Origin of the sequence: Hydrogenophaga sp. (assembly GCF_036675665.1) — a bacterium.
In the GTDB taxonomy this organism is placed as follows: domain Bacteria; phylum Pseudomonadota; class Gammaproteobacteria; order Burkholderiales; family Burkholderiaceae_C; genus Hydrogenophaga.
Map to the genome: position 1 here is coordinate 1 of NZ_JAKFEO010000040.1, position 20201 is coordinate 20201.

Consider the following 20201-nt stretch of genomic DNA (forward strand, 5'->3'; position numbering starts at 1 on the left):
CATCGTGGCGGCCGACAACGGCGACGCCTGGGTGGAAGTGCGCGGCAAGCAGATCTCGGCCCAGCAGGTCAGCGCCGACATCCTGCGCAAGATGAAGAAGACCGCCGAGGACTACCTGGGCGAGCCGGTCACCGAGGCCGTGATCACCGTGCCCGCCTACTTCAACGACGCACAGCGCCAGGCCACCAAGGACGCCGGCCGCATCGCCGGCCTCGATGTGAAGCGCATCATCAACGAGCCCACCGCCGCGGCCCTGGCCTTCGGCCTGGACAAGCAGGAAAAAGGCGACCGCAAGATCGCGGTGTATGACCTGGGTGGTGGCACGTTCGACGTGTCCATCATCGAGATCGCCGACGTCGATGGCGAGAAGCAGTTTGAAGTGCTCTCCACCAACGGCGACACCTTCCTGGGCGGCGAAGACTTCGACCAGCGCATCATCGACTACATCATTGCCGAGTTCAAAAAGGACCAGGGCGTTGACCTGTCGAAAGACGTGCTCGCGCTGCAGCGCCTGAAGGAAGCCGCCGAGAAGGCCAAGATCGAGCTGTCCAGCTCGGCCGCGACCGACCTGAACCTGCCCTACATCACCGCCGACGCCTCGGGCCCCAAGCACCTGAACATCAAGCTCACGCGCGCCAAGCTCGAAGCCCTGGTGGACGAGCTGATCGAACGCACCATCGCGCCCTGCCGCATGGCCATCAAGGATGCCGGCATCAGCGTCTCCGACATCCACGACGTGATCCTGGTCGGCGGCATGACCCGCATGCCCAAGGTGCAGGAGAAGGTGAAGGAGTTCTTCGGCAAGGAACCGCGCAAGGACGTGAACCCCGACGAAGCCGTGGCCGTGGGCGCAGCCATCCAGGGCCAGGTGCTCTCGGGTGACCGCAAGGACGTGCTGCTGCTCGACGTGACCCCGCTGTCGCTGGGCATCGAGACCATGGGCGGCGTCATGACCAAGATGATCCAGAAGAACACCACGATCCCGACCAAGTTCGCGCAGACCTTCTCGACCGCCGAGGACAACCAGCCGGCCGTGACCATCAAGGTGTTCCAGGGCGAACGCGAGATCGCCTCGGGCAACAAGCTGCTGGGTGAATTCAACCTCGAAGGCATCCCGGCTTCGCCGCGCGGCATGCCGCAGATCGAGGTGTCGTTCGACATCGACGCCAACGGCATCCTGCACGTGGGCGCCAAGGACAAGGGCACCGGCAAGGAAAACAAGATCACCATCAAGGCGAACACGGGTCTGTCCGAAGCCGAGATCCAGCAGATGGTGAAGGACGCCGAGCTCAACGCCGCCGACGACAAGAAGAAGGTCGAACTTGTGCAGGCGCGCAACCAGGCCGAGGCCATGGTGCACAGCGTGAAGAAGAGCCTGGGCGAACACGGTGACAAGCTCGAAGCGGCCGAGAAGGAAGCCATCGAGTCGGCCCTGAAGGACGCGGAAGAAGCAGCCAAGGGCGAGGACAAGGAAGCCATCGAAGCGAAAACCGAAGCGCTGATGACAGCCAGCCAGAAGCTCGGCGAGAAGGTGTACGCCGCCTCGCAAGCGGAGCAGGCGGCCACCGCCGAGAGCGCACCGCAAGGCAGCAGCAAGGCGAACGACGACGACGTCGTCGACGCCGAAGTCAAGGAAGTGAAGAAGTCCTGATCGGCTGAAGCTTTTCGATCATCCGCCGCGTCAGGGAAGCCTGTCGCGGCGTTTGTGTTCCAACCGAACCCCCAGGGGCTGTTCCCCAAACACCATGGCTAAACGCGATTTTTACGAAGTGCTGGGCGTGCCCAAGAACGCCGCAGACGAAGAAATCAAAAAGGCGTATCGCAAGCTTGCGATGAAGCACCACCCCGACCGCAACCAGGGCGATGCCTCCAAGGCGGCGGAAGAGCGATTCAAGGAGGCGAAAGAAGCCTACGAGATGCTTTCTGACCCGCAGAAAAAGGCGGCATACGACCAGTACGGCCACGCCGGCGTGGACCCCAACCTGCGCGGCGGCGCGGCCGGCGCCGAGGGCTTCGGCGGCTTCTCGGAGTCGTTCGGCGACATCTTTGGCGACATCTTCGGTGGCGCGCGCGGCCAGCGCAGTGGCCGCCAGGTCTACCGCGGTGCCGACCTGTCGTACGCCATGGAGATCTCGCTGGAAGAAGCGGCCGGCGGCAAGGAAACGCAGATCCGCATCCCGAGCTGGGACGACTGCGAAACCTGCAGCGGCACCGGCGCCAAACCGGGCACCAGCGTGAAGACCTGCAGCACCTGCCACGGGCAAGGCTCGGTGCAAATGCGCCAGGGTTTCTTCAGCGTGCAGCAGACCTGCCCGCAGTGCGCCGGCACCGGCAAGATCATTCCCGAGCCCTGCACCACCTGCCACGGCCAGGGCAAGATCAAGAAGCAGAAGACGCTGGAAATCAAGATCCCCGCCGGCATCGACGACGGCCAGCGCATCCGCAGCACCGGCAACGGCGAACCCGGCCAGAACGGTGGCCCGTCAGGCGACCTCTACATCGAAGTGCGGCTGCGCAAGCACGACATCTTCGAACGCGAGGGCGACGACCTGCACTGCCAGGTGCCGGTGAGCATGACGGTGGCCGCCCTGGGCGGCGAGATCGACGTGCCCACGCTCGCGGGCAAGGCCACCATCGACCTGCCCGAAGGCACCCAGAGCGGCAAGACCTTCCGCCTGCGCGGCAAGGGTGTCAAGGGCGTGCGCAGCAGCTACCCCGGGGACCTGTACTGCCACGTGGCGGTGGAAACCCCGATCAAGCTCACCGAGCACCAGCGCAAGCTGCTGAAGGAACTCGACGAATCGTTCAGGAAGGGCGGCCACAAGCACAGCCCAAACGACAAGGGCTGGTTCGAGAAGGCGAAGTCGTTCTTCAGTTGATCTGACGTCAGGGCGGTGTGCCGCGCGAGGATGCGCGAACGGTGTTGAGCTGTTCGCTCAACCACTGACGGGTCGGGACCGGCGCATCGCGGCCGCACCTGACCTGATAAGGCCGGCCCGAGAGGCTGCTGCGGGACGCGGCGAGCTCGATGAACTGCTCCGCGCTCTGCACCGTTCCCTTCTTCTCGATGTACTCGAGCTTGCGCAGCAGATGGGCCTTGGCCCGCGCGCCGTCGTGCCAGGCGCCGTTGCGCTGGAACCAGCAAGTCGAGGCTTCGAGGCGGTTCAGGATCATTTCGATTTCCGCACGCACCGGCGCGGGGGTGGGTTCGGCGAAAGCCATGCAGCACACCCATGCCTGCAGGGCAAGAACCCCGTGACAACGCTTCACGCCGGATCCCCGGCCTCACGAGCGATGTAGCCCTGCTTCAACGCCATGCCCTGGTTCTCGAAGATGGCCATGGCGGTGCTCATTCGCCTGAACCCCAGCTTGCCGTAGAAGGATTCCTTGCCCGGCACCGCGTAGAGAAGGATTTTTCGGTGTCCGCGCGATGCGACCACCAGCCTGGTGATGATCTCCTTTCCCAGGCCGGTTCCCTGGTGGCTGGGCAGAACGGCCACGTCGCAGATGTACGCACAATCCGCTCCATCGGCGAGCGCCCTTCCGACGCCGACCAGGCGCCCCTCGTCGTAGGCAAGGCAACGGAACATGCTGTTGGAGAAAACCGTCTTGAGCCAGGCCGGGCTCTTGTTGCCGAGCGGCGCCGCCAGGTAGAGCGCGGACAACTCGTCCCAATCCAGGGTGTCAAGTGATTCGGACCAGCGAATGGGCACGGTGTCTCCTCCGATGTTCGAGGCCAGCAGCGGCCCGCACGTCAACCTTTGAATTCCTGATCGCTTCGCGGCGCATCCGCAAGCTGCTCGTCCAGCGATTGGCGGTACTTGATGCAGCCCCGCATGAACTGCGGCCAAACCGGGACTTCCAGCGATGGAGCGACCCTTTCCGGCAACAGCGCCCACAGAGCGGGATGGTGCCAGCACAGGTCATGGCCACTGGCATCTCGATGAGATCGAATGGCATCACGCAGCTTTTTGACCTCCGCGACGAGTTGTTCGCGCGACCGGGATTCAAGATCCTCGTCCATAGCAGCCTCCACAGGTGAGTGAGCCTTTTGCCATTGCTGAGCAAGCACCGCCAGTCGTGCACTGTATCGGCATCTGGCGCGTCATCCCCACGCCGACTATCTCCTTCATTGCCAACATCGATTGGCCTCGATCAATAGCTTTTGCCAAACTCTCAACTCCTGTCGATTCAAGAGGAGTGCTTGTGGCCGAACTGATCCGACAAGTCCGCCCCGTCTGGGCCCAGGTGCAGCAACTGGAACTGCCGGTGCCGCCGCACGCCCTGCGCAACGCCCTCTTTGCCTTGGGCATCGGTCTGTTGACGATGGCGGGCCTTGCCTCGCTCAGCACGTTCTGGGCGCCCACGCGCGCCTGGTGGGATGCTGCCGAACACGGCAATGCCATGGTGGCGGGCGTGCAGGCCTCGTTGCTGGCGGCGGTGGCCACCGCCGTGGGTGCCTTGCCGGTGTTTCTGGTGCAGCGCGTGAGCAAGTTGCAGGAAGCGGCGTTGATGTCGTTCTCGGCCGGCATCATGCTGGCCGCTGCCATCTTCGCCTTGCTGCTGCCTTCGCTGGAGGCAGGGCAGGCGCTGCTCGGCGGTCGTGTCGGTGCTGCCGCACTCAGTGGCGCGGGCCTGGCGCTGGGCATGGGCCTCATGCTCGCGGTGGACCACTTCACGCCGCACGAACATGCGGTGCTGCCGCCCGCCGCGCACGGTCACACCAACGCGCACACGGCCAACGCGGCGCAAGGCGCCAGACTCATGGTGCTGGCCATCCTGATCCACAACGTGCCCGAGGGACTCGCGGTGGGCGCGGCCTATGCGGGCGTCGGCGAGGCGGGGGGCTCGCAGGCGGGTGCTTCCGTGGCGCTGGCCATCGGGCTGCAGAACATGCCCGAGGGCCTGATCGTGGCGATGGCTTTGCGCACGCTGGGCCGCAGCGCGGGCCAGGCCTGGGGTGTGGCCGCGCTCACGGGCCTGGCCGAGCCGCTGGGCGCCATCGTGGGCCTGGCGGTGCTGGGCAGCGTGCCGGTGTTCTACCCACTGGGCATGGCGCTGGCGGCGGGTGCGATGCTGTTCGTGGTGAGCCACGAGATCATTCCCGAGACACACCGCAACGGCTTCGAGACCATGGCCACCGGCACTTTGCTGGCAGGCTTCATCTTCATGCTGCTGATGGATGCGGCACTGGCCTGAGCAACGTCAGCGGCTCGGGCATGCGTTGAACGCACGCTCGATCCTGAAAGCCTTGTCCACACCGGGATCGGGCATCAGCGGCCCGTTCGGCTCAAGCCAGTAGTTCAGGGCCAGCCTGCGCAGTTCGGCACTGTGGATCGCAAATGCCTCCCGACGTTCAAGTTCAAGGATCATTTCCCGGGTCGCGTCGAAGGCCTCTGTGCCCATCTGCTGAAAACGCAGCCGACCACCGCCGTGCTGCTCATAGATGTATCGCTGCAGCTTGAGGTTCGACACCATCCATTCCGCGAAGAACGGGTCTTCTGGTTCGTCGGCCTCCCCCCGGCATCGGCGGTACTCGCGGTCGAGCTGCATGAATCGTTGAATCTCCTGATCGGTCGGTTTCAGGCGCTGCTGATGGGGCTGCAGGTAGGCCCTGATGGCCGGGAGCACGACAAGGTCGCGCAGGTGCTCTGCCCGGGTCGCGTCGTCAGATCCTTTCAACTGGCTCTCCAGCACGGGTTGGCGGCCCACGTGTCCGATCACGCGGTCCTGGGCCAGCGCACTGGTGAGCAGGAACAGACACAGGCAAGCGACGAAGTGTTTCATGGCAAGACTCCAAAAAATAGCCGGATCCGCATTCACGCACATGGCCAGGTTCGGTACTCCCCCCGGTCCTGCTGGAGTGACGGTGCACCCGTCCGGGGTGTGCCCAGGCGCGGCGTAAGATGCCTCGGATGAGCGTTCACATCCGATTTCTTGGGGGAGCCGGCACCGTCACCGGCTCGAAGTACCTGGTCGAACACGATGGCCAGAGCGTCCTGGTCGACTGCGGTCTGTTTCAGGGATACAAGCAGCTTCGCTTGCGCAACCGCGACCCGCTGCCCGTGACGCCCAACCACATCGGCGCCGTGTTGCTCACGCACGCGCACCTGGATCACAGCGGGTATTTGCCATTGCTGGCACGCGAAGGGTTTCACGGCAAGGTGTGGGCCACGCCGGCCACGCGCGATCTGGCGCAGATCCTGTTGCCCGACAGCGGCCACATCCAGGAAGAAGACGCGGCCTTTGCCAACCGCAAGGGCTTCTCCAAACATTCGCCCGCCCTGCCTCTCTACACCGAGAGCGATGCGCTGCAAAGCCTCAAGCTGTTTCGTACCGTGGCCATGCACCAGGCTTTCGAGCCGCTGCCGGGCTGGACCGCGCAGTTCTCGGGCGCGGGCCACATCCTCGGCGCGGCCAGCCTGCTGCTGGAAGTGGGTGGTCGGCGCATCCTGTTCTCGGGTGATCTCGGACGGCCCGACGACGCGCTGATGTTCGCGCCCGACGCACCACCCGCAGCCGACGTGGTGCTGTGCGAATCCACCTACGGTGATCGTGATCACCCGGACGAAGACGTGATGGCCGAACTGAGCCCGGCACTGGCGCGCGTGTGTGCGCGCGGCGGCTCGGCCGTGGTGCCGGTGTTTGCGGTGGGTCGCGCACAGGCCCTGCTGCACGCCATTGCACAGCTCAAGGCGTCTGGCCAGTTGCCGCACAGCCTGCCGGTCTACCTCGACAGCCCGATGGCCATCCACAGCACCGAGCTGTTTGCGCGCCACCTGGGCGAGCACCGGCTGAACGCGGATCAGTGCCACGCCATGGCGCAGGTGGCGAAGATGACGCGCACGGCCGACGAGTCCAAGGCGATTGCGCGCCAGCACGGCCCCAAGGTGATCCTGGCCGCCAGCGGCATGGCCACCGGCGGGCGCGTGTTGCACCACCTGGTGCAGTACCTGGGCGATCACCGCAACATGGTGCTGCTCACCGGCTACCAGGCCCCCGGCACACGCGGCGCCACGCTGGCCAACGGTGGCGCCCAATTGCGAATCCACGGGCAAGACCTGCCGGTGCGCGCCGAGATCGTGCAACTCAAATCCGCCTCGGCGCATGCCGACGCCGGGCAACTCATGGCCTGGCTGCGTGCCCTGCCCCGTCCCCCGCGCCGCGTGTTCGTCACGCACGGCGACATGGAGGCTTCCGACCGGCTGCGCCACCGCATCGAAACCGAGCTGCGCTGGCAGGCCCTGGTGCCCGAACATGGCAGCACCTGGAGTGCTTGAAGAAGCACCCCCCGCGTCGCCTTCGGCGCCTCCCCCCTCTCTCGCCTTCGGCGGGAGGGGGGCGACACCTGGGGCCGGCGGAGCCGGACCCTCGGTGTCCCTGGTCTGGGTTGGCTCATGCGGGGCGGCTCGCGCTCCGTGCCGTGCCGTGCCGTGCCGTGCCGTGCATGAAAATTGAACATTTGCTGACACGGGTGTGTTGAACCCGCACCAACCATCCCACTCGAATCTTGATGACACGACACCTTCCATTGCTCCTGGGCGCTGCCCTGCTCTCATCCGCGGTCTGGGCGCAGTCGCCCGCCCCCGCCCCCAACCCCGAATTCGACAACTGCCTGAACACGCTGCGCGCTCCGGCGCGCGCCGCTGGCGTGCGCGACGAGACCTTTGCGATGCACACGCAGAACCTCGCGCCCGACATGAGCGTGATCGACAAGCTCAACTTCCAGCCCGAGTTCCGCACGGCCATCTGGGACTACCTGGCCGGCCTCGTGGACGAAGAGCGTGTGGCCGAGGGCCGCGCCATGCTGGAGCGTCACGCCGAAACACTGGCGCGGGTCAACGACAAGTACGGCGTGGACCCCGCCACGGTGGTTGCGGTGTGGGGCGTGGAGAGCAACTTCGGCCAGACCTTTGGCAAGTCGCCGCTGGTGCAGTCGCTGGGCACGCTCTCGTGCTTCGGGCGGCGGCAGGCTTACTTCCGCACCGAGCTGTTTTCGGCGCTGCGCATCCTGCAGGCCGGCCACATTGCGCCTGAGCGTTTTGTCGGTTCGTGGGCCGGCGCCTTCGGCCACACGCAGTTCATGCCCAGCACCTTCGAGCGGCTGGCGGTGGACTTCGACGGCGACGGCAAGGCCGATCTGATGGACAGCACCAGCGACGCGCTGGCGTCCACGGCCCATTTCCTGACCCGGGCCGGCTGGCAAACCGGCCAGCCCTGGGGTTTTGAAGTGAAGCTGCCCGAGGGTTTCAGCACCGCAGGTGAGGGCCGCCGCACCAAACGCGGCATGAGCGAATGGGCAGCGCGCGGCCTCAAACGGGTCGACGGATCGCCACTGCCCGCCACGGGCAACGCCGGCCTCATGACCCCCGCCGGCCCGCAAGGCCCGGCCTTCCTGGTGCTGCGCAACTTCGACGCGATCTATGGCTACAACGCGTCCGAGAGCTACGGCCTGGCCATCGCCCATCTGTCGGACCGGCTGCGCGGTGGTGGCCCCTTCGCAACGCCGTGGCCCACCGACGACCCCGGCCTCTCGCGCGCCGAGCGCCGCGAGGTGCAGACCCTGTTGATCGCGCGCGGCCACGACATCGGCGCGGTGGACGGCATGCTGGGCGACAAGAGCCGCGTGGCGATCCGCGCCGAGCAGGAACGCCTGGGGCACGAGGCCAACGGGCGCGCGGGGCAGAAGCTGCTGAAGGCCTTGCGCGGCGGTTGAGGCTCAGGCCGCGCCGCCATCGGCGCGGGCCAGATTGCGTGCCAGGCGAACGCCGGCCGCGCGCATCCGTTCCTTGAGCGCGGGCGGCTCCAGCACATCGAAGTCCACGTCCAGCGCCATGAGCCAGTAGACCAGGGCGTCCAACTGGTGGGCACCACACAGCATGAGGCAGCGCGTGTCGTCGATGGGCTCGAGCGTGGCGGCCGAGTGCGCGATGCTGCGCTCCATCTCGGCGTGCGGCCGGTGCAACACCACCCGCGCCTGTTCACCCGGCACGCCCATGACCGAACGCGAGACGTAGGCGCGCAGATCACCCGCCGGCGCGGCGCGCGGTGCGAAATGCGCACCGGTGCTCGGCGCGCCCTCCACGCGGTCGATGCGAAAAGTGCGCCAGTCGTCGCGCGCCGGGTCCCAGGCCACGAGGTACCAGCGGCTGCCGGTGTGCACGAGGCCCTGCGGTTCCACCGTGCGCACCGTGCTCTGGCCGCGCATGTCGCGGTACGCGAAGCCCACCTGCAGCTGGTCGCGGCAGGCCGTGGCCAGCGTGGCCAGCACGCCGGCATCGATGGTCGGACCCATGCGCTGCATCGGCACGATGGCCGAGCGCAGGGCATGGGTGCGGCGGCGCAGGCGGGTGGGCATCACCTGCTCCAGCTTGACCAGCGCGCGCAGCGAACCTTCCTCCACGCCGCTCACGGTGCCCGCGGCGGCGATCTGCAACGCGATGGCCACGGCCAGCGCCTCTTCGTCGTCGAGCAGCAGCGGCGGCAGCGACTGGCCCGCGCGAAACGCATAGCCACCCGCCACGCCGCTGCTGGCGTGGATGGGGTAGCCGAGTTGGCGCAGCCGGTCGATGTCGCGGCGCAGGGTGCGCGGGTGCACCTCCAGCCGCTCGGCCAGTTCGGGGCCCGCCCAATGGCTGCGGGTCTGCAGCAAAGACAACACCCGCAGCAAGCGTGAAGATGAAGAAAGCATGGTCAGACTCTACCTCTTGTCGAGGGCAGAAAGTGTCCGCAATCGGGGCGACATTGCGGACACGGGTTCGACGCGGTGTCGAACCGGCCTTCAACCCTTCCAAGGAGCCCCCTCATGTCCAACATCGTTCTCTACTGGCACCCCATGTCCAGCGCCACCCCGGTTGCCTGTGCACTCGCCGAACTCGGCGTGACGCACGAACGCGTCAAGGTCGACATCACCACCGGCGAGCAGCGCCGGCCCGACTTCCTCGCGCTCAACCCCAACGGCAAGGTGCCCACGCTGACGGTGGACGGCGCGCCGATGTTCGAGGCGCTGGCGATCGAGATATGGCTGGGCGAACAGTACGGTGTGAAGAGCGGCCTGTGGCCTGCAACCGGCACGCCAGCGCACCTGCAGGCGGTGTCGTGGAGCACCTGGTCGTACGTGACCTACGGCGCGCCGCTCGTGCGCCTGCAGGCCGCGAAGGATCTGGGCACGCCCGACGATGCCCATGGCACCGCGGCACGCAAAAACCTTGACGAGCTGCTGGCCCTGCTCGATGCCCGCCTGAGCCGGCAGCCCTGGATGTTGGGCGAAGCGTATTCGCTGGTGGACCTGATCGTGGGCTCGGTGATCGGCTACAGCGCCTACATCGGCGCGCCGGTGCAGAAGCACCCGCACGTGATGGCGTGGCTGGGCAAGGTGCAGGCGCGCCCTTCGATGCAGATCGACGCTTGACGATTCATGTTTCCGGAGCAAAGTGCCTCATCCAGAGCACCCGAGGGTCCGGCTCCGCCGGCCCCAGGGTGCGCCCCCCCCTGAGGGGGGACGCGCGCAGCGCGGCGGGGGGTGCTACAGCTTCACCGCCGTGCCGCTCACGGCGACCATCATCATCCCGTTGGTCTCGCCGAGCACTTCGTAGTCGAAGTCGATGCCGATCACGCCGTTGGCGCCCATCTCGCGCGCCGACTCGATGAGGTCTTCCATGGCCGCGTCGCGCGCGCCCGAGAGAGCGCGCTCGTAGCCACCGGCACGGCCACCCACCACATCGCGCACCGAGGAAAACAGGTCGCGGAAGATGTTGGCGCCGATGATGGCCTCACCGTGCACGATGCCGAGGTACTGCGAGCGCTCCACGCCCTCGGGCAAGGTGGTGCTGAGGAAGAAGCCGTCTTTCGCTTTGGAGAACCAGCCCATGTGAACACTCCCGCTGACGCACCGCCCGGCGGGTGCCCGGGCATTGTGCCTGCTGCCCCGCGGGGCGGTGCGCAGCGCCAGAACAGTGGATCAAGCGCAAGGCTCAGGCGCCGCAAGGACAAACACGACATCAGACTGGCAACGACGGGCCAGCACAACCACAGGAACCGCGCATCCAGCACGCCGAATGCCGATGCCGCCATGACAACCATGCCCGCCAGGGCGATGTTCAGTCCCAGGGCTGTTGCCAGCAGCTCGAATCGGGTGGCCATGGAAGGGTCGCTGCGGGTGTGCATCAGCGCCTCACTTCCAGCACCATGTTGAAGGGCGTCTCGGCCGCACGCCGAAAACGTGTGAACCCCGCCCGGCGAAACACCTCCGCCAGACGCGATGCGCCAGCCTGTGCCCCGAGCACGAGCTTGCCGCCCTCGGAGATGGCGTGGGCGCAGCACAGCACCGATGAAGCGGCGTAGTACAGGCGCCCCACCGTTGAGATGTTCTCCTCCACGCGGTCGCTGGCGAGGGGTTCGATCAACATCACCGTGCCGTCGGGTGCCAGCACCTCGGCCGCGTACCGCGCCGCTGCGACCGGGTCGCCCATGTCGTGCAGCGTGTCGAAGAAACAGATGAGGCCGTATTGCCTGTCCGGGTAGTTGACGGCACTCGCCACGTCGAAGCTCACCCGTTGGCCGAGACCGACCTCGGCCGCGTTGCGCCGGGCCTCGGCGATCGACAACGCATGCGTGTCGATGCCGTGGAAACGCGACTTCGCAAACGCCTGCGCCATCAGCACGGTCGAGTGGCCATGGCCGCAGCCCACGTCGGCGACCTCGATGCCGGCCTCGAGCCTGGCCATCACACCGTCCAGGGCGGGCAGCCACTCCGGCACAAGGCTGGCCCGGTAGCCGTTGCGGTAGAAGGCCGCCACGCCGCAGACCATGCGCTCGGCGTGATCACCCCACGCAACACCCTTGCCGGTGCGAAAGGCATCGACGGCCTTGTCTTCGTCCGCCCACATCGACGCCGGCACGTTCCACGCGCAGGGGATGTAGGCGGGGCTGTCCTCGTCGGCCAGCACCATCGCCTGCTCGGGGGTCAGCTCGTAGGTTTCGCTCATGGCGTGGTAGTCGACGTAGCCGCCTGCGGCCTGCGCGTTCAGCCACTCACGCACGTAGCGCTCGGCGCATCCGGCGCGCGCCGCCAGTTCCTTGGGGCTGACCGGGCCGGCGCCGGCCATGGCCTTGTACAGGCCAAGCTTGCTGCCCAGGCTGACCATCACCCCGGCGTAGCCGGCGGACAAGTCGCTGACCGTGCGCATGAAGAAGGCTTCGAGCTTCGCTTGATCGATCACGGGTGTGTCCATGGCTTTCGTCGGCATGTTCGGATGGGTCGCGGCGCTCATCGAGCATCTCCCACCGGGCCGAGCATGTCCCGGACCGCCTGCTGGCCGATCTGCAGGCCCAGTTGCAGGCCCGCGGTGGTGGCGAAACGGAAATGCAGGCCCGCACGCACCCGTGAGTCGGCGTTTTCCTTCGCGGCTGCGCTGAAGCTCGCGAATGTGCGCGCGGGGGCATCGGGCAGCGCACTGGGCGAAGCCATCGTGAATGCCACACGGTCACCGCCGAAGGCCTGCGCCAGCGCCACCGCTGCCGCCGCACCGAGCGCGCTGTGCGTGGACGGGTAGTCCTGCACCGGTGGCGTGGGCAGCATGGGCTCCCAGTTGACCTCGGCGTTGGTGGCCGGGTTGCCGTCGGCGTCCGCCTGCTGGATCGCCGTGACCGGGCGCCACAGGTTGTAGTGCATCTTGGAGTCCCATCCCGCGATGTAGGCGTCGGCCATCACGGCGTTGAGCAGCGCAAAGGTGCGCGCGCGCTGCCACAGGTCCTGCGGCTTGTTGCGGGCCACGCTGCGAGCGATGCGGTTCCAGCCGCTGTCGGAGAACTCGTACCAGTAGGCGGCGTACTGCGTTTGCTCGGCGCTGCGCACCGCATTCGCGGCCTTGCTGCCGGTGGCCTTCACTTCGTTGAAATCGGTGGCGTAGGCCGCGCTGGCCAAGGCCGGTGGTGCAGCCACGCGGAACTGTTGCGGCGAGCGCATCGTGAATGGCTTGACGGAGCGCCAATGCGGCGCGGCGAGGAAATCGAAACCGGGCACGAACCGGTATTCGCCGGGGCGCGTGCCTGGCCGGTAGGCTTCGTCGGCCTGGCTGCCGTCGTCGGCGCGCCGGGCGAGCATCGCAGCCGCGGCTTCGGCGCCCAGCCTCTTGCCTTCACCGATGGCGGCACCCATGCCGGCGTCGTGCAGCGAGGCGTCGAGCGTGGCGCGCAACATCTCCTTCTGCTTGGGGAACAGGGCGGCGAGCACGTCGTGTGCAGCCACGGCGGCGGCCACTGCAGCGTCGGCCTGGGTCTTGCCTGCGGGCGTCCTGGCCTCGTAGGCGTAGGCGCGGTAGCGCGGCTGCGCGGCGTTCACCGCGTCGTGCATCGCCAGGTGCACCATCGCAAGGATGCGCGAGGCGGCCATCGGGTCCTGGTAGCCGGTGGCCGCCTTGATGACCTGGTGGGTCTGCTGGTTCCAGTCGATGACGATCTGGTCGCAGCGGGCTGCGCACCAGGTCTTGACGGGTTCGGCGGCCTGTGAGGTCGCAGCCAGCGCGGCGAATGCGGTCGCCGTGAGCCAGCTTGCTGCGTGGAATCGGGAGGGGTGGGACATGGTGTTTCTCCAGTGAAGATGACGGGTTGGTGAGGGATTCATGATCGATTTGCGGCGGCGTTGGGAACAGAGCCGGAATCGCCCAGGAAAGAGCCGTTCGTGCCAGTTCGGGCGTTCGCTGCGGCAGCGAGTCCGCTCCCGGCAAACAGGCGCCACAGCGTCAGCACGGTGGTGAGCAAGGTGCCCGCGCTCAAGCCGATCCACACGCCAGCAATCCCCAGACCCTGGACCTCGCAGAGGTAGATGCCGATGGGCGCACCCACGGCCCAATGCCCGATCAGCCCGTACACCATCGGGGCGCGGGTGAGCTTGCGTCCGCGCAGCAGGCCCGCTGCGGCCGAGCCGGGCCCGACGATGAGCTCCATGACGCCCAGCAGAATCAGCAGCCCCGCAGCGAGACCGGCCGCCGCGAGCCCGGCCGCGCTGCTGTCGAAGAAGCCGTGCGCCAGCGGCCCGGCACCGAACACCAGCGCGAGGCAGATGACAAGGCCGAAGCCCAGCGACAACATGAGGCTGCCCGAGGTGACGGCGCGCTGCATCGTCAGGTCGCCCAGCGTGTGCGCCCGCGCCATGCGCACCATCGAGGCCTGCAGCAGCGCCGCCGGCACGGCATAGGCCACGCCCGCTGTCCTCAGCGTGAGCGTGTGGGCCGCCACGTCGGCTGCGCTCAGCGTCGCTGCATAGATCGTTGCGCCAAGGAAGATGCCCACCTCGGCCACCGTTGCGATGCCGATGGGCAAGCCCACGCGCAGCACGGCCGCCATGCCGACCCAGTCGACCCAGGGGCTCGACGAAAGCAGGCTGTATCGCCCGGTGGTGTTGCGTGCGACCCGCACGAGGATCACCAGGCTGGCAGTCGCCACGATCAGCGAGGAGTAGCCGGCTCCTGCCGGCCCGAAGGCCGGGATCGGGCCCGCACCCACCATCAGCACCCAGTTCAACGCGGCGTTCAGCGGCAGCATGGCGAGCGTGACCTTCAGGAACACCTTGGGCTTCTCCGCCGCGGTCAGGATCGTGCGGTAGAGCATCACCCCCAGCATCGGCAGCAGGGTCAGTGCCATGGCGCGGGTGTAGCCGCGGCCTTCGTGCAGCAGCGCCGGGTCAGGGCCGAGCAATGAGAGCCAGTCGGGCGAAGTCCAGACCAGCGGCGCGAGCAGCACGCCCAGCCCCAGCACCACCATGCGGCCGATGCGCTCGACGCGCAGCCGCTCGATCAGATCGACCCGCACCACGGCCGCGGTGTAGAACGGCACGAGCCCGCCGAGCACGCCGGCGCCCAGGTAGAAGAGGATGGAGTAGAGGTCGCTGCCGACGGCCACCGCCGCCAGCGCCTGCGCGCCGAAGAGAGCGGAGACCATCGCGGTGTCGGTGATGCTCATGCCCATGTTGACCAGCGCGATCAACATGATGGGCGCGGCCAGGCGCAAGAGAGATTGTCCCTCCTGGACGACCAGGCGAGGCGCGGCGGCCTGGGACGACCTGGGTGAATGTGCGGTGTGCGTGTGAGAGATGGACATGTTGAATTCCCTGTGTGGAGTCAGAAGCAGAAGCGCAGCGCCGCTCGCGGGGAGCGGCGCACGGTGAGGAGTCACGCGCTTATGATCAAAGTGCGAGCCCACAGGGAACAGAGCTGGAACCGCTCGGGAACGGGTCGTTCATGCCACTTCAGGAGGACTTCGAACCATGCTGGCCAAGCCGAAGACCCACGCCGGACTGGGTCCGATTCACGTCAGCCTCGTGGCACTGCCCGATGCAGTGGCCTCCACGCTGTTCGGCATCTTCGATGTGATGAATGCCTTCACGCTGATGCGCATGTCCAGCGAGGGCAAGCGCCCGCCGTTTCAGGTGGAGATCGTGGGCGAAGTCGCGGGGCCTCTGGCACTGGCCAGTGGGGTGCCCATCACCGTGCAACGCTCGGTTGCCGACGTCGAGACCACCGACATCGTCATCGTCCCGTCCATCCTCCTGAAGGCAGACGGCTGGCACAAGGACCGATATCCCGTGCTGGTCGATTGGCTGCACCGCATGAACGACCGAGGCGCGCTGTTGGGGTCGGCCTGCTCGGGCATCTTCCTGCTGGCCGAGACGGGACTCTTCGACGGCAAGGACGCCACAGTGCACTACGGCTATGCGCCCGTGTTCACGGCGGCCTTTCCGGCCGTTTCGGTGCACCCGGAGCGGGTGCTCGTGATCTCTGGTCTGCACGACGACCTGGTGAGCTCGGGGGCATCAACCACGTGGCACGACATGGTGCTGTACCTGATTGCCCGCTACCTGGGCGCCACCGATGCCCAAGAGGTGGCGCGCATGTTTGCGCTGCAGTGGCATCAAGACGGTCTCACGCCCTTCATGGTGTTCGAAGGCAAGAGCGACCACGGCGACGCCGAGATCCAGAGCGCGCAGCAATGGTTGGCGAAACACTTCTCGATCGCCAACCCGGTCGAGGAAATGATCAAACAATCGAAGCTGGCGGAACGCACGTTCAAGCGCCGTTTCACCGGGGCCACCGGTCTCGCCCCGATCTCGTATGTGCAGCGCCTGCGCATCGAGGATGCCAAGCGCCGGCTCGAACGCACCGACGCATCGGTGGACGACATCAGCTGGCGCGTCGGCTACGAGGATTCGGCCTTCTTCCGGCGCCTGTTCAAGCGCACGACCGGGCTTGCGCCAGGCGCCTATCGCAAGCGTTTTCGCATTCCCGAGTTTGCGCGCCAACAGTGATGTCGAGGCACGTGGTACCGTGCCCCACGCCCCCCAACGAAAGCCACCCATGCCAGGCTACCAAGTCCGAACCGAGACGCTGCGCCTCGGCGGCGAAGACTGGCACATCCGTCGGCTTGTCGACGACCAGCAATACATCGACACCCACCACGCCGCCGCCGACATCGGCCTGCCCTCGGCCGGATGGTCGCACTTCGGTCAGGTGTGGCCTTCTTCGCGCGTGCTCGCACTGGCCATGCTCACGCACCCACTGGCGGGACTGCGTGTGCTGGAGATCGGTGCCGGCCTGGCATTGGCCAGCCTGGTGATGCACCGGCGCGGTGCCAGCGTGACGGTGAGCGACTGGCACCCACTGACGGAAGAGTTCCTCCAGCACAACCTCGCCCTCAACGACCTGGGGCCCCTTCCCTACCAGGCCGGCAACTGGGAGAGCGTGGCGGCCACCGACAACCCGGCACTGGGTCTGTTCGACTTGATCGTGGGCAGCGACCTGCTGTACGAACGCCAGCAGCCGGCGCAACTGGCCGCCTTCATTCACCGCCACGCGGCCGTGGGCGCGCAGATCGTGATCGTCGATCCCGACCGCGGCAACCGCGCCGCATTTGGCCGTGCCATGGGCATGCTGGGCTTCGTGCTGACCATGCAGGCGGCTGACCGGCAGCTGGAGGACGGCACGGCCTACAAGGGGCGGTTCCTGAGCTTCGTGCGCTGAAGCGACGCTGAAATGCAAAAAGCCCGCAGTGCGGGCTTTTTGCATTTCAGCGAGGTCGGCCACCTGGGCCGGCCCGATCAGCCGCCCTTCTTCGAGCGCTTGCCAGGGTTCTTCTTGCTGCGCGTGGCGACGCCGCGCTCCAGGCTCACGCGCTGGCCACGGCCCGGCGTGGTCAGGGAAACGCCAGCAACGGGCTTCGGACGGGGAGTGGCTTTGCGGTCGGCTTCGGTGACGATTTTGTTGCCCATGGCTGTTTCCTGAGAGAAATTGCAAAGCCGCTATTAGGCCATAGCCGAGAGAACTGCTTTTTCCGCCCGTCCGGACCGCGCACCCGGACCCCGGAACAGGCGGCCCCAATACCCCGCGGTCTTGGTGGGTTTTTGCAGACAAGGCACGCCGCTGGCCTTAGCATTGATTCCGTAATGAATCAACGTTTCATATACAAAACATCAACCGCCACCCCCAGGTCCCCATGAACGACGCACTTCACGGCTCCCGCGCAACCGCCCCGGTCACCGGCGGTTTGCATCCCGCGATCGAATTCATCGGCGTGGACAAACGATTTCCGGGCCGCGGCAAGAACCCCGAGGTGATCGCCGCGCGCAACGTGACGCTGGCCATCCAGCCGGGCGAAGTGGTTTCGCTGATTGGACCATCGGGCTGCGGAAAAAGCACGCTGCTCAACATGGGCTCGGGCCTGGCCAAGACCTCGGCCGGCACCGTGAAGGTCAATGGTGAAGTGGTCACCGGCCCGAACAGGCACGTCGCCTTCATGCTGCAGAAGGACCTGCTGATGCCCTGGCGCACGATTTCGCAGAACGTGGAGTTCGGCCTGGAGCTGCGTGGCGTGAAGGCCGCCGAGCGCGCCGCCATCTCCACCAGGCTGCTGGCGCAATGCCACCTCAAGGGTTTCGGCAACAACTACCCGCACCAGCTCTCCGGCGGCATGCGCCAGCGCGCCGCGATGGCGCGCACGCTCGCGGTCGACCCCATCGTGCTGCTGATGGACGAACCCTTCTCCGCGCTGGACGCGCAGACCAAGATGATCCTGCAGCAGGACCTGGCGCGCACCGTGGCCGAGCACCAGAAGACCGTGCTCTTCATCACCCACGACCTGGCCGAGGCCGTCGCGCTGTCCGACCGCATTCTGGTGATGAGCGAGCGCCCCGGCACCATCGTCGAAGAGATCACCGTCGACATCCCCGGCCGCGACAACCCGATGGCCCGCCGCAAGCACACGGCCGTGGGCGACTACGTGTCGCGCCTGATGGACCTGCTCAAGCTCGACGCACAGACCGACGTGCACTGATCCCCCACCCACCCGTTCCATCCACCCGTCCCCCCTGGAGTTGCCATGAAGATGACCCGCGCTTTCAACGGAACCCGCCGTGCCTGTCTGAGCCTGCTCGCCACCGCGGCGCTGGTCTCGCCCCTGGTCGCCCATGCGCAGCCGATGCAGGAGATCACCTACCTGCTGCCCGCGCCCGGCACGCTGCCCGCCTTCGGCCCGTGGATGCTGGCGCAGGCCAAGGGCTACTACGAGGCGGAAGGACTGAAGGTCAACTTCGTCACCGCGCGCGGCGGCGTGGACGTGGCCAAGCAGATCGGCGCGGGCAACGCGGTCATCGGCGGCGCCATCGGCGACACGCCCATCATCGCGCGCGCCCAGGGCATCCCCGTCAAGGCGGTGGCGGTGCTCGGCGCCGGCTCCCTCACCCAGCTCGTGAGCCACAAGGACGAGAAGATCGAGAGCCCGCGCGAGCTCAAGGGCAAGACCGTCACCGTGCTGGCCTACACCGACACCACCTACTACGCCCTGCTCGGCATGCTCAGCAAGGTCGGCCTGACCAAGAACGACGTGAACATCCAGGCCGCTGGTCCTGCAGGCGTGTGGCAGCAGTTCGCCGCCAAGAAGGCCTCGGCCATGGCGGGTGTGCCCGACTGGACCGTGAGCGCGATGGACGCGGGCGCGCAGGTCGACATCATGCCGGCCGACCTCTACTTCAAGAGCATGGCCCAAGCCATCCTCGCCTCCGACGAGACCATCGCCAAGAACCCGCAGCTGATCCAGAAGCTGGTGCGCGCCACGCTCAAGGGCATGAAGGACATCATGGCCGACCCCAAGGCCGCCACCGCGGTCTACGTGAACCACGTGCCGGTGCACAAGGGCAAGGAAGCCAGCATCCAGAAGGCCTTCGAACTGTTCAACCAGTACGTCTACGCCAAGCAGAAGGTCCCTGGCCTGATGGACGAGGCCCGTCTGGGTGAACTGCAGAAGTTCTACGTCACCAATGGCGTGGTGCCCAAGGAGACGCCGCTCAAGGACCTCTACACCAACCAGTTCGTGCTGGCCAAGTAAACCGAACCGTCCCTTCCCGCTTTCGAAAGTCGCGACATGAAAGACGTATTGCAGCGCTACAGCACAGCGCTCTGGAGCCTGGCTGTGCTGGTGGTGTTCATGGTGGCCTGGGAGTTCGGCCCCGGCGCCCTGGGCGTGCCCGAGTTCGTGCTGCCGCCGTTCTCGCGCGTGTGGGACGAAGCCGTGCGCATCTGGGGCACCGAGCGCCTGCTCTGGCACGCCGGCATCACCGGCGCGGAGGTGGTGGTGGGCTTCATCCTGGGTTCGCTGCTGGGCGCGCTGATCGGCTACGCGCTGGGCCTCTCGCCCAAGGTCGAGGCCGTGCTCTCGCCCTACCTGCTGGCGCTGCAGATCGCGCCCAAGGTCGCGTTCGCGCCGCTGTTCGTGATGTGGCTGGGCTACACCATGTACCCCAAGATCCTGGTCGCGATCCTGATCGTGTTCTTCCCGGTGCTCATCAACGTGCTCTCGGCCATGCGCACCATGGACCACGACATGATCAACCTGGCGCGCTCGTTCTCGGCCACCCGGCTGCAGGTGTTCCGCATGGTCGAGTACCCCACCACCCTGCCCGCGCTGTTCTCGGGCCTGCGCATCGCCAGCACGCTGGCGGTGATCGGCGTGGTCGTGGGCGAACTCGTGGGCGGCAACATGGGCCTGGGCTACCTGCTGGTGTTCTTCGAGGGCCAGGGCAACACCGCCGGCGTCTTCGTGGTCATCGCCGCGCTCACGGTGATCGGCATCATTGCCTACTACGCCGTGGTGATCGCCGAGAAGCGCGTGCTGCACTACCTGCCCAGCGCCGAGCGGCGCGTGGCCTGAACAGC

At 66.8% G+C, this 20201-nt stretch carries 21 protein-coding genes; 11 read left to right on the top strand and 10 right to left on the bottom strand.

Features of this window, described 5'->3' with window-relative positions:
* Both dnaK and dnaJ read left to right on the top strand, forming a co-directional pair.
* A partial coding sequence (gene dnaK / locus V6M63_RS15990; protein ID WP_332743468.1) for a molecular chaperone DnaK occupies positions 1 to 1651 on the top strand: 1651 nt, incomplete at its 5' end.
* A 94-nt stretch (positions 1652 to 1745) separates the two neighbouring features.
* Positions 1746 to 2879 (top strand): molecular chaperone DnaJ, encoded by a 1134-nt coding sequence (gene dnaJ / locus V6M63_RS15995; protein ID WP_332743470.1) that lies wholly within the window; start codon positions 1746 to 1748, stop codon positions 2877 to 2879.
* 7 nt (positions 2880 to 2886) lie between these two features.
* Here dnaJ and V6M63_RS16000 read toward each other — a convergent pair whose 3' ends face one another.
* Genes V6M63_RS16000 through V6M63_RS16010 form a run of 3 tightly spaced genes read right to left on the bottom strand, consistent with a single transcriptional unit; the run spans position 2887 to position 4024 of the window.
* Positions 2887 to 3222 carry a DUF5329 domain-containing protein gene (locus V6M63_RS16000; protein ID WP_332743471.1) on the bottom strand — a complete coding sequence of 112 codons (336 nt, stop codon included), beginning with the start codon at positions 3220 to 3222 and terminating at the stop codon, positions 2887 to 2889.
* Positions 3223 to 3266: 44 nt separating this feature from the next.
* On the bottom strand, positions 3267 to 3713 hold the full coding sequence (locus tag V6M63_RS16005) for a GNAT family N-acetyltransferase (RefSeq protein ID WP_332743472.1): 447 nt from the start codon (positions 3711 to 3713) through the stop codon (positions 3267 to 3269).
* A 41-nt stretch (positions 3714 to 3754) separates the two neighbouring features.
* Positions 3755 to 4024, bottom strand: coding sequence for a hypothetical protein (locus V6M63_RS16010; protein WP_332743474.1), 270 nt, complete (start codon positions 4022 to 4024; stop codon positions 3755 to 3757).
* Positions 4025 to 4206: 182 nt separating this feature from the next.
* On the opposite strand from V6M63_RS16010, the gene V6M63_RS16015 reads away from it, so the two are divergent.
* The gene (locus V6M63_RS16015) at positions 4207 to 5199 is read left to right on the top strand and encodes a ZIP family metal transporter (RefSeq protein WP_332743476.1); all 993 of its coding nucleotides are present in this window, start codon (positions 4207 to 4209) and stop codon (positions 5197 to 5199) included.
* Positions 5200 to 5205: 6 nt separating this feature from the next.
* Here the strand turns inward: V6M63_RS16015 and V6M63_RS16020 are convergent, their stop codons facing one another.
* Positions 5206 to 5787, bottom strand: a complete 582-nt coding sequence (locus V6M63_RS16020) for a hypothetical protein (RefSeq protein WP_332743478.1) — start codon at positions 5785 to 5787, stop codon at positions 5206 to 5208.
* A gap of 128 nt (positions 5788 to 5915) precedes the next feature.
* Between V6M63_RS16020 and V6M63_RS16025 the strand changes: the two genes are divergently transcribed.
* Positions 5916 to 7280, top strand: a complete 1365-nt coding sequence (locus tag V6M63_RS16025; protein ID WP_332743479.1) for an MBL fold metallo-hydrolase — start codon at positions 5916 to 5918, stop codon at positions 7278 to 7280.
* A 233-nt stretch (positions 7281 to 7513) separates the two neighbouring features.
* A complete protein-coding gene (locus V6M63_RS16030) occupies positions 7514 to 8716 on the top strand; it encodes a lytic murein transglycosylase (RefSeq protein WP_332743480.1) in 1203 nt (400 codons plus the stop codon).
* A gap of 3 nt (positions 8717 to 8719) precedes the next feature.
* On the opposite strand, the gene V6M63_RS16035 is transcribed toward V6M63_RS16030, so the two are convergent.
* Positions 8720 to 9691: a helix-turn-helix transcriptional regulator gene (locus V6M63_RS16035; RefSeq protein ID WP_332743481.1), complete on the bottom strand. Its 972-nt coding sequence runs from the start codon at positions 9689 to 9691 to the stop codon at positions 8720 to 8722.
* Between the two features lie 114 nt (positions 9692 to 9805).
* On the opposite strand from V6M63_RS16035, the gene V6M63_RS16040 reads away from it, so the two are divergent.
* Complete coding sequence (locus V6M63_RS16040; protein ID WP_332743482.1) at positions 9806 to 10411, top strand: glutathione S-transferase family protein; 606 nt, start codon at positions 9806 to 9808, stop codon at positions 10409 to 10411.
* A gap of 114 nt (positions 10412 to 10525) precedes the next feature.
* Here V6M63_RS16040 and V6M63_RS16045 read toward each other — a convergent pair whose 3' ends face one another.
* From V6M63_RS16045 to V6M63_RS16060, 4 genes are all read right to left on the bottom strand, one after another.
* Positions 10526 to 10870: a heavy metal-binding domain-containing protein gene (locus tag V6M63_RS16045; protein ID WP_332743483.1), complete on the bottom strand. Its 345-nt coding sequence runs from the start codon at positions 10868 to 10870 to the stop codon at positions 10526 to 10528.
* A gap of 295 nt (positions 10871 to 11165) precedes the next feature.
* Entirely contained in the window at positions 11166 to 12272 is a 1107-nt protein-coding gene (locus V6M63_RS16050; RefSeq protein WP_332743484.1) for a class I SAM-dependent methyltransferase, read from the bottom strand.
* Positions 12269 to 13582 (bottom strand): vanadium-dependent haloperoxidase, encoded by a 1314-nt coding sequence (locus tag V6M63_RS16055; protein ID WP_332743485.1) that lies wholly within the window; start codon positions 13580 to 13582, stop codon positions 12269 to 12271. Before V6M63_RS16055 ends, V6M63_RS16050 begins: the two co-directional genes overlap by 4 nt.
* Positions 13583 to 13620: 38 nt before the next feature.
* Positions 13621 to 15099, bottom strand: coding sequence for an MATE family efflux transporter (locus V6M63_RS16060; RefSeq protein WP_332743487.1), 1479 nt, complete (start codon positions 15097 to 15099; stop codon positions 13621 to 13623).
* Between the two features lie 166 nt (positions 15100 to 15265).
* Here V6M63_RS16060 and V6M63_RS16065 point away from each other — a divergent pair, with 166 nt between their 5' ends.
* Both V6M63_RS16065 and V6M63_RS16070 read left to right on the top strand, forming a co-directional pair.
* Positions 15266 to 16303, top strand: a complete 1038-nt coding sequence (locus V6M63_RS16065; protein WP_332743489.1) for a GlxA family transcriptional regulator — start codon at positions 15266 to 15268, stop codon at positions 16301 to 16303.
* A gap of 49 nt (positions 16304 to 16352) precedes the next feature.
* On the top strand, positions 16353 to 17015 hold the full coding sequence (locus tag V6M63_RS16070; RefSeq protein WP_332743491.1) for a class I SAM-dependent methyltransferase: 663 nt from the start codon (positions 16353 to 16355) through the stop codon (positions 17013 to 17015).
* Between the two features lie 77 nt (positions 17016 to 17092).
* Here the strand turns inward: V6M63_RS16070 and V6M63_RS16075 are convergent, their stop codons facing one another.
* A complete protein-coding gene (locus V6M63_RS16075) occupies positions 17093 to 17263 on the bottom strand; it encodes a hypothetical protein (RefSeq protein WP_332743493.1) in 171 nt (56 codons plus the stop codon).
* 224 nt (positions 17264 to 17487) lie between these two features.
* Between V6M63_RS16075 and V6M63_RS16080 the strand changes: the two genes are divergently transcribed.
* Genes V6M63_RS16080 through V6M63_RS16090 form a run of 3 tightly spaced genes read left to right on the top strand, consistent with a single transcriptional unit; the run spans position 17488 to position 20196 of the window.
* Positions 17488 to 18324: an ABC transporter ATP-binding protein gene (locus V6M63_RS16080; protein WP_332743495.1), complete on the top strand. Its 837-nt coding sequence runs from the start codon at positions 17488 to 17490 to the stop codon at positions 18322 to 18324.
* Between the two features lie 51 nt (positions 18325 to 18375).
* On the top strand, positions 18376 to 19374 hold the full coding sequence (locus tag V6M63_RS16085; RefSeq protein ID WP_442909603.1) for an ABC transporter substrate-binding protein: 999 nt from the start codon (positions 18376 to 18378) through the stop codon (positions 19372 to 19374).
* A gap of 36 nt (positions 19375 to 19410) precedes the next feature.
* A complete protein-coding gene (locus V6M63_RS16090; protein WP_332743499.1) occupies positions 19411 to 20196 on the top strand; it encodes an ABC transporter permease in 786 nt (261 codons plus the stop codon).
* Positions 20197 to 20201 lie beyond the last annotated feature (5 nt).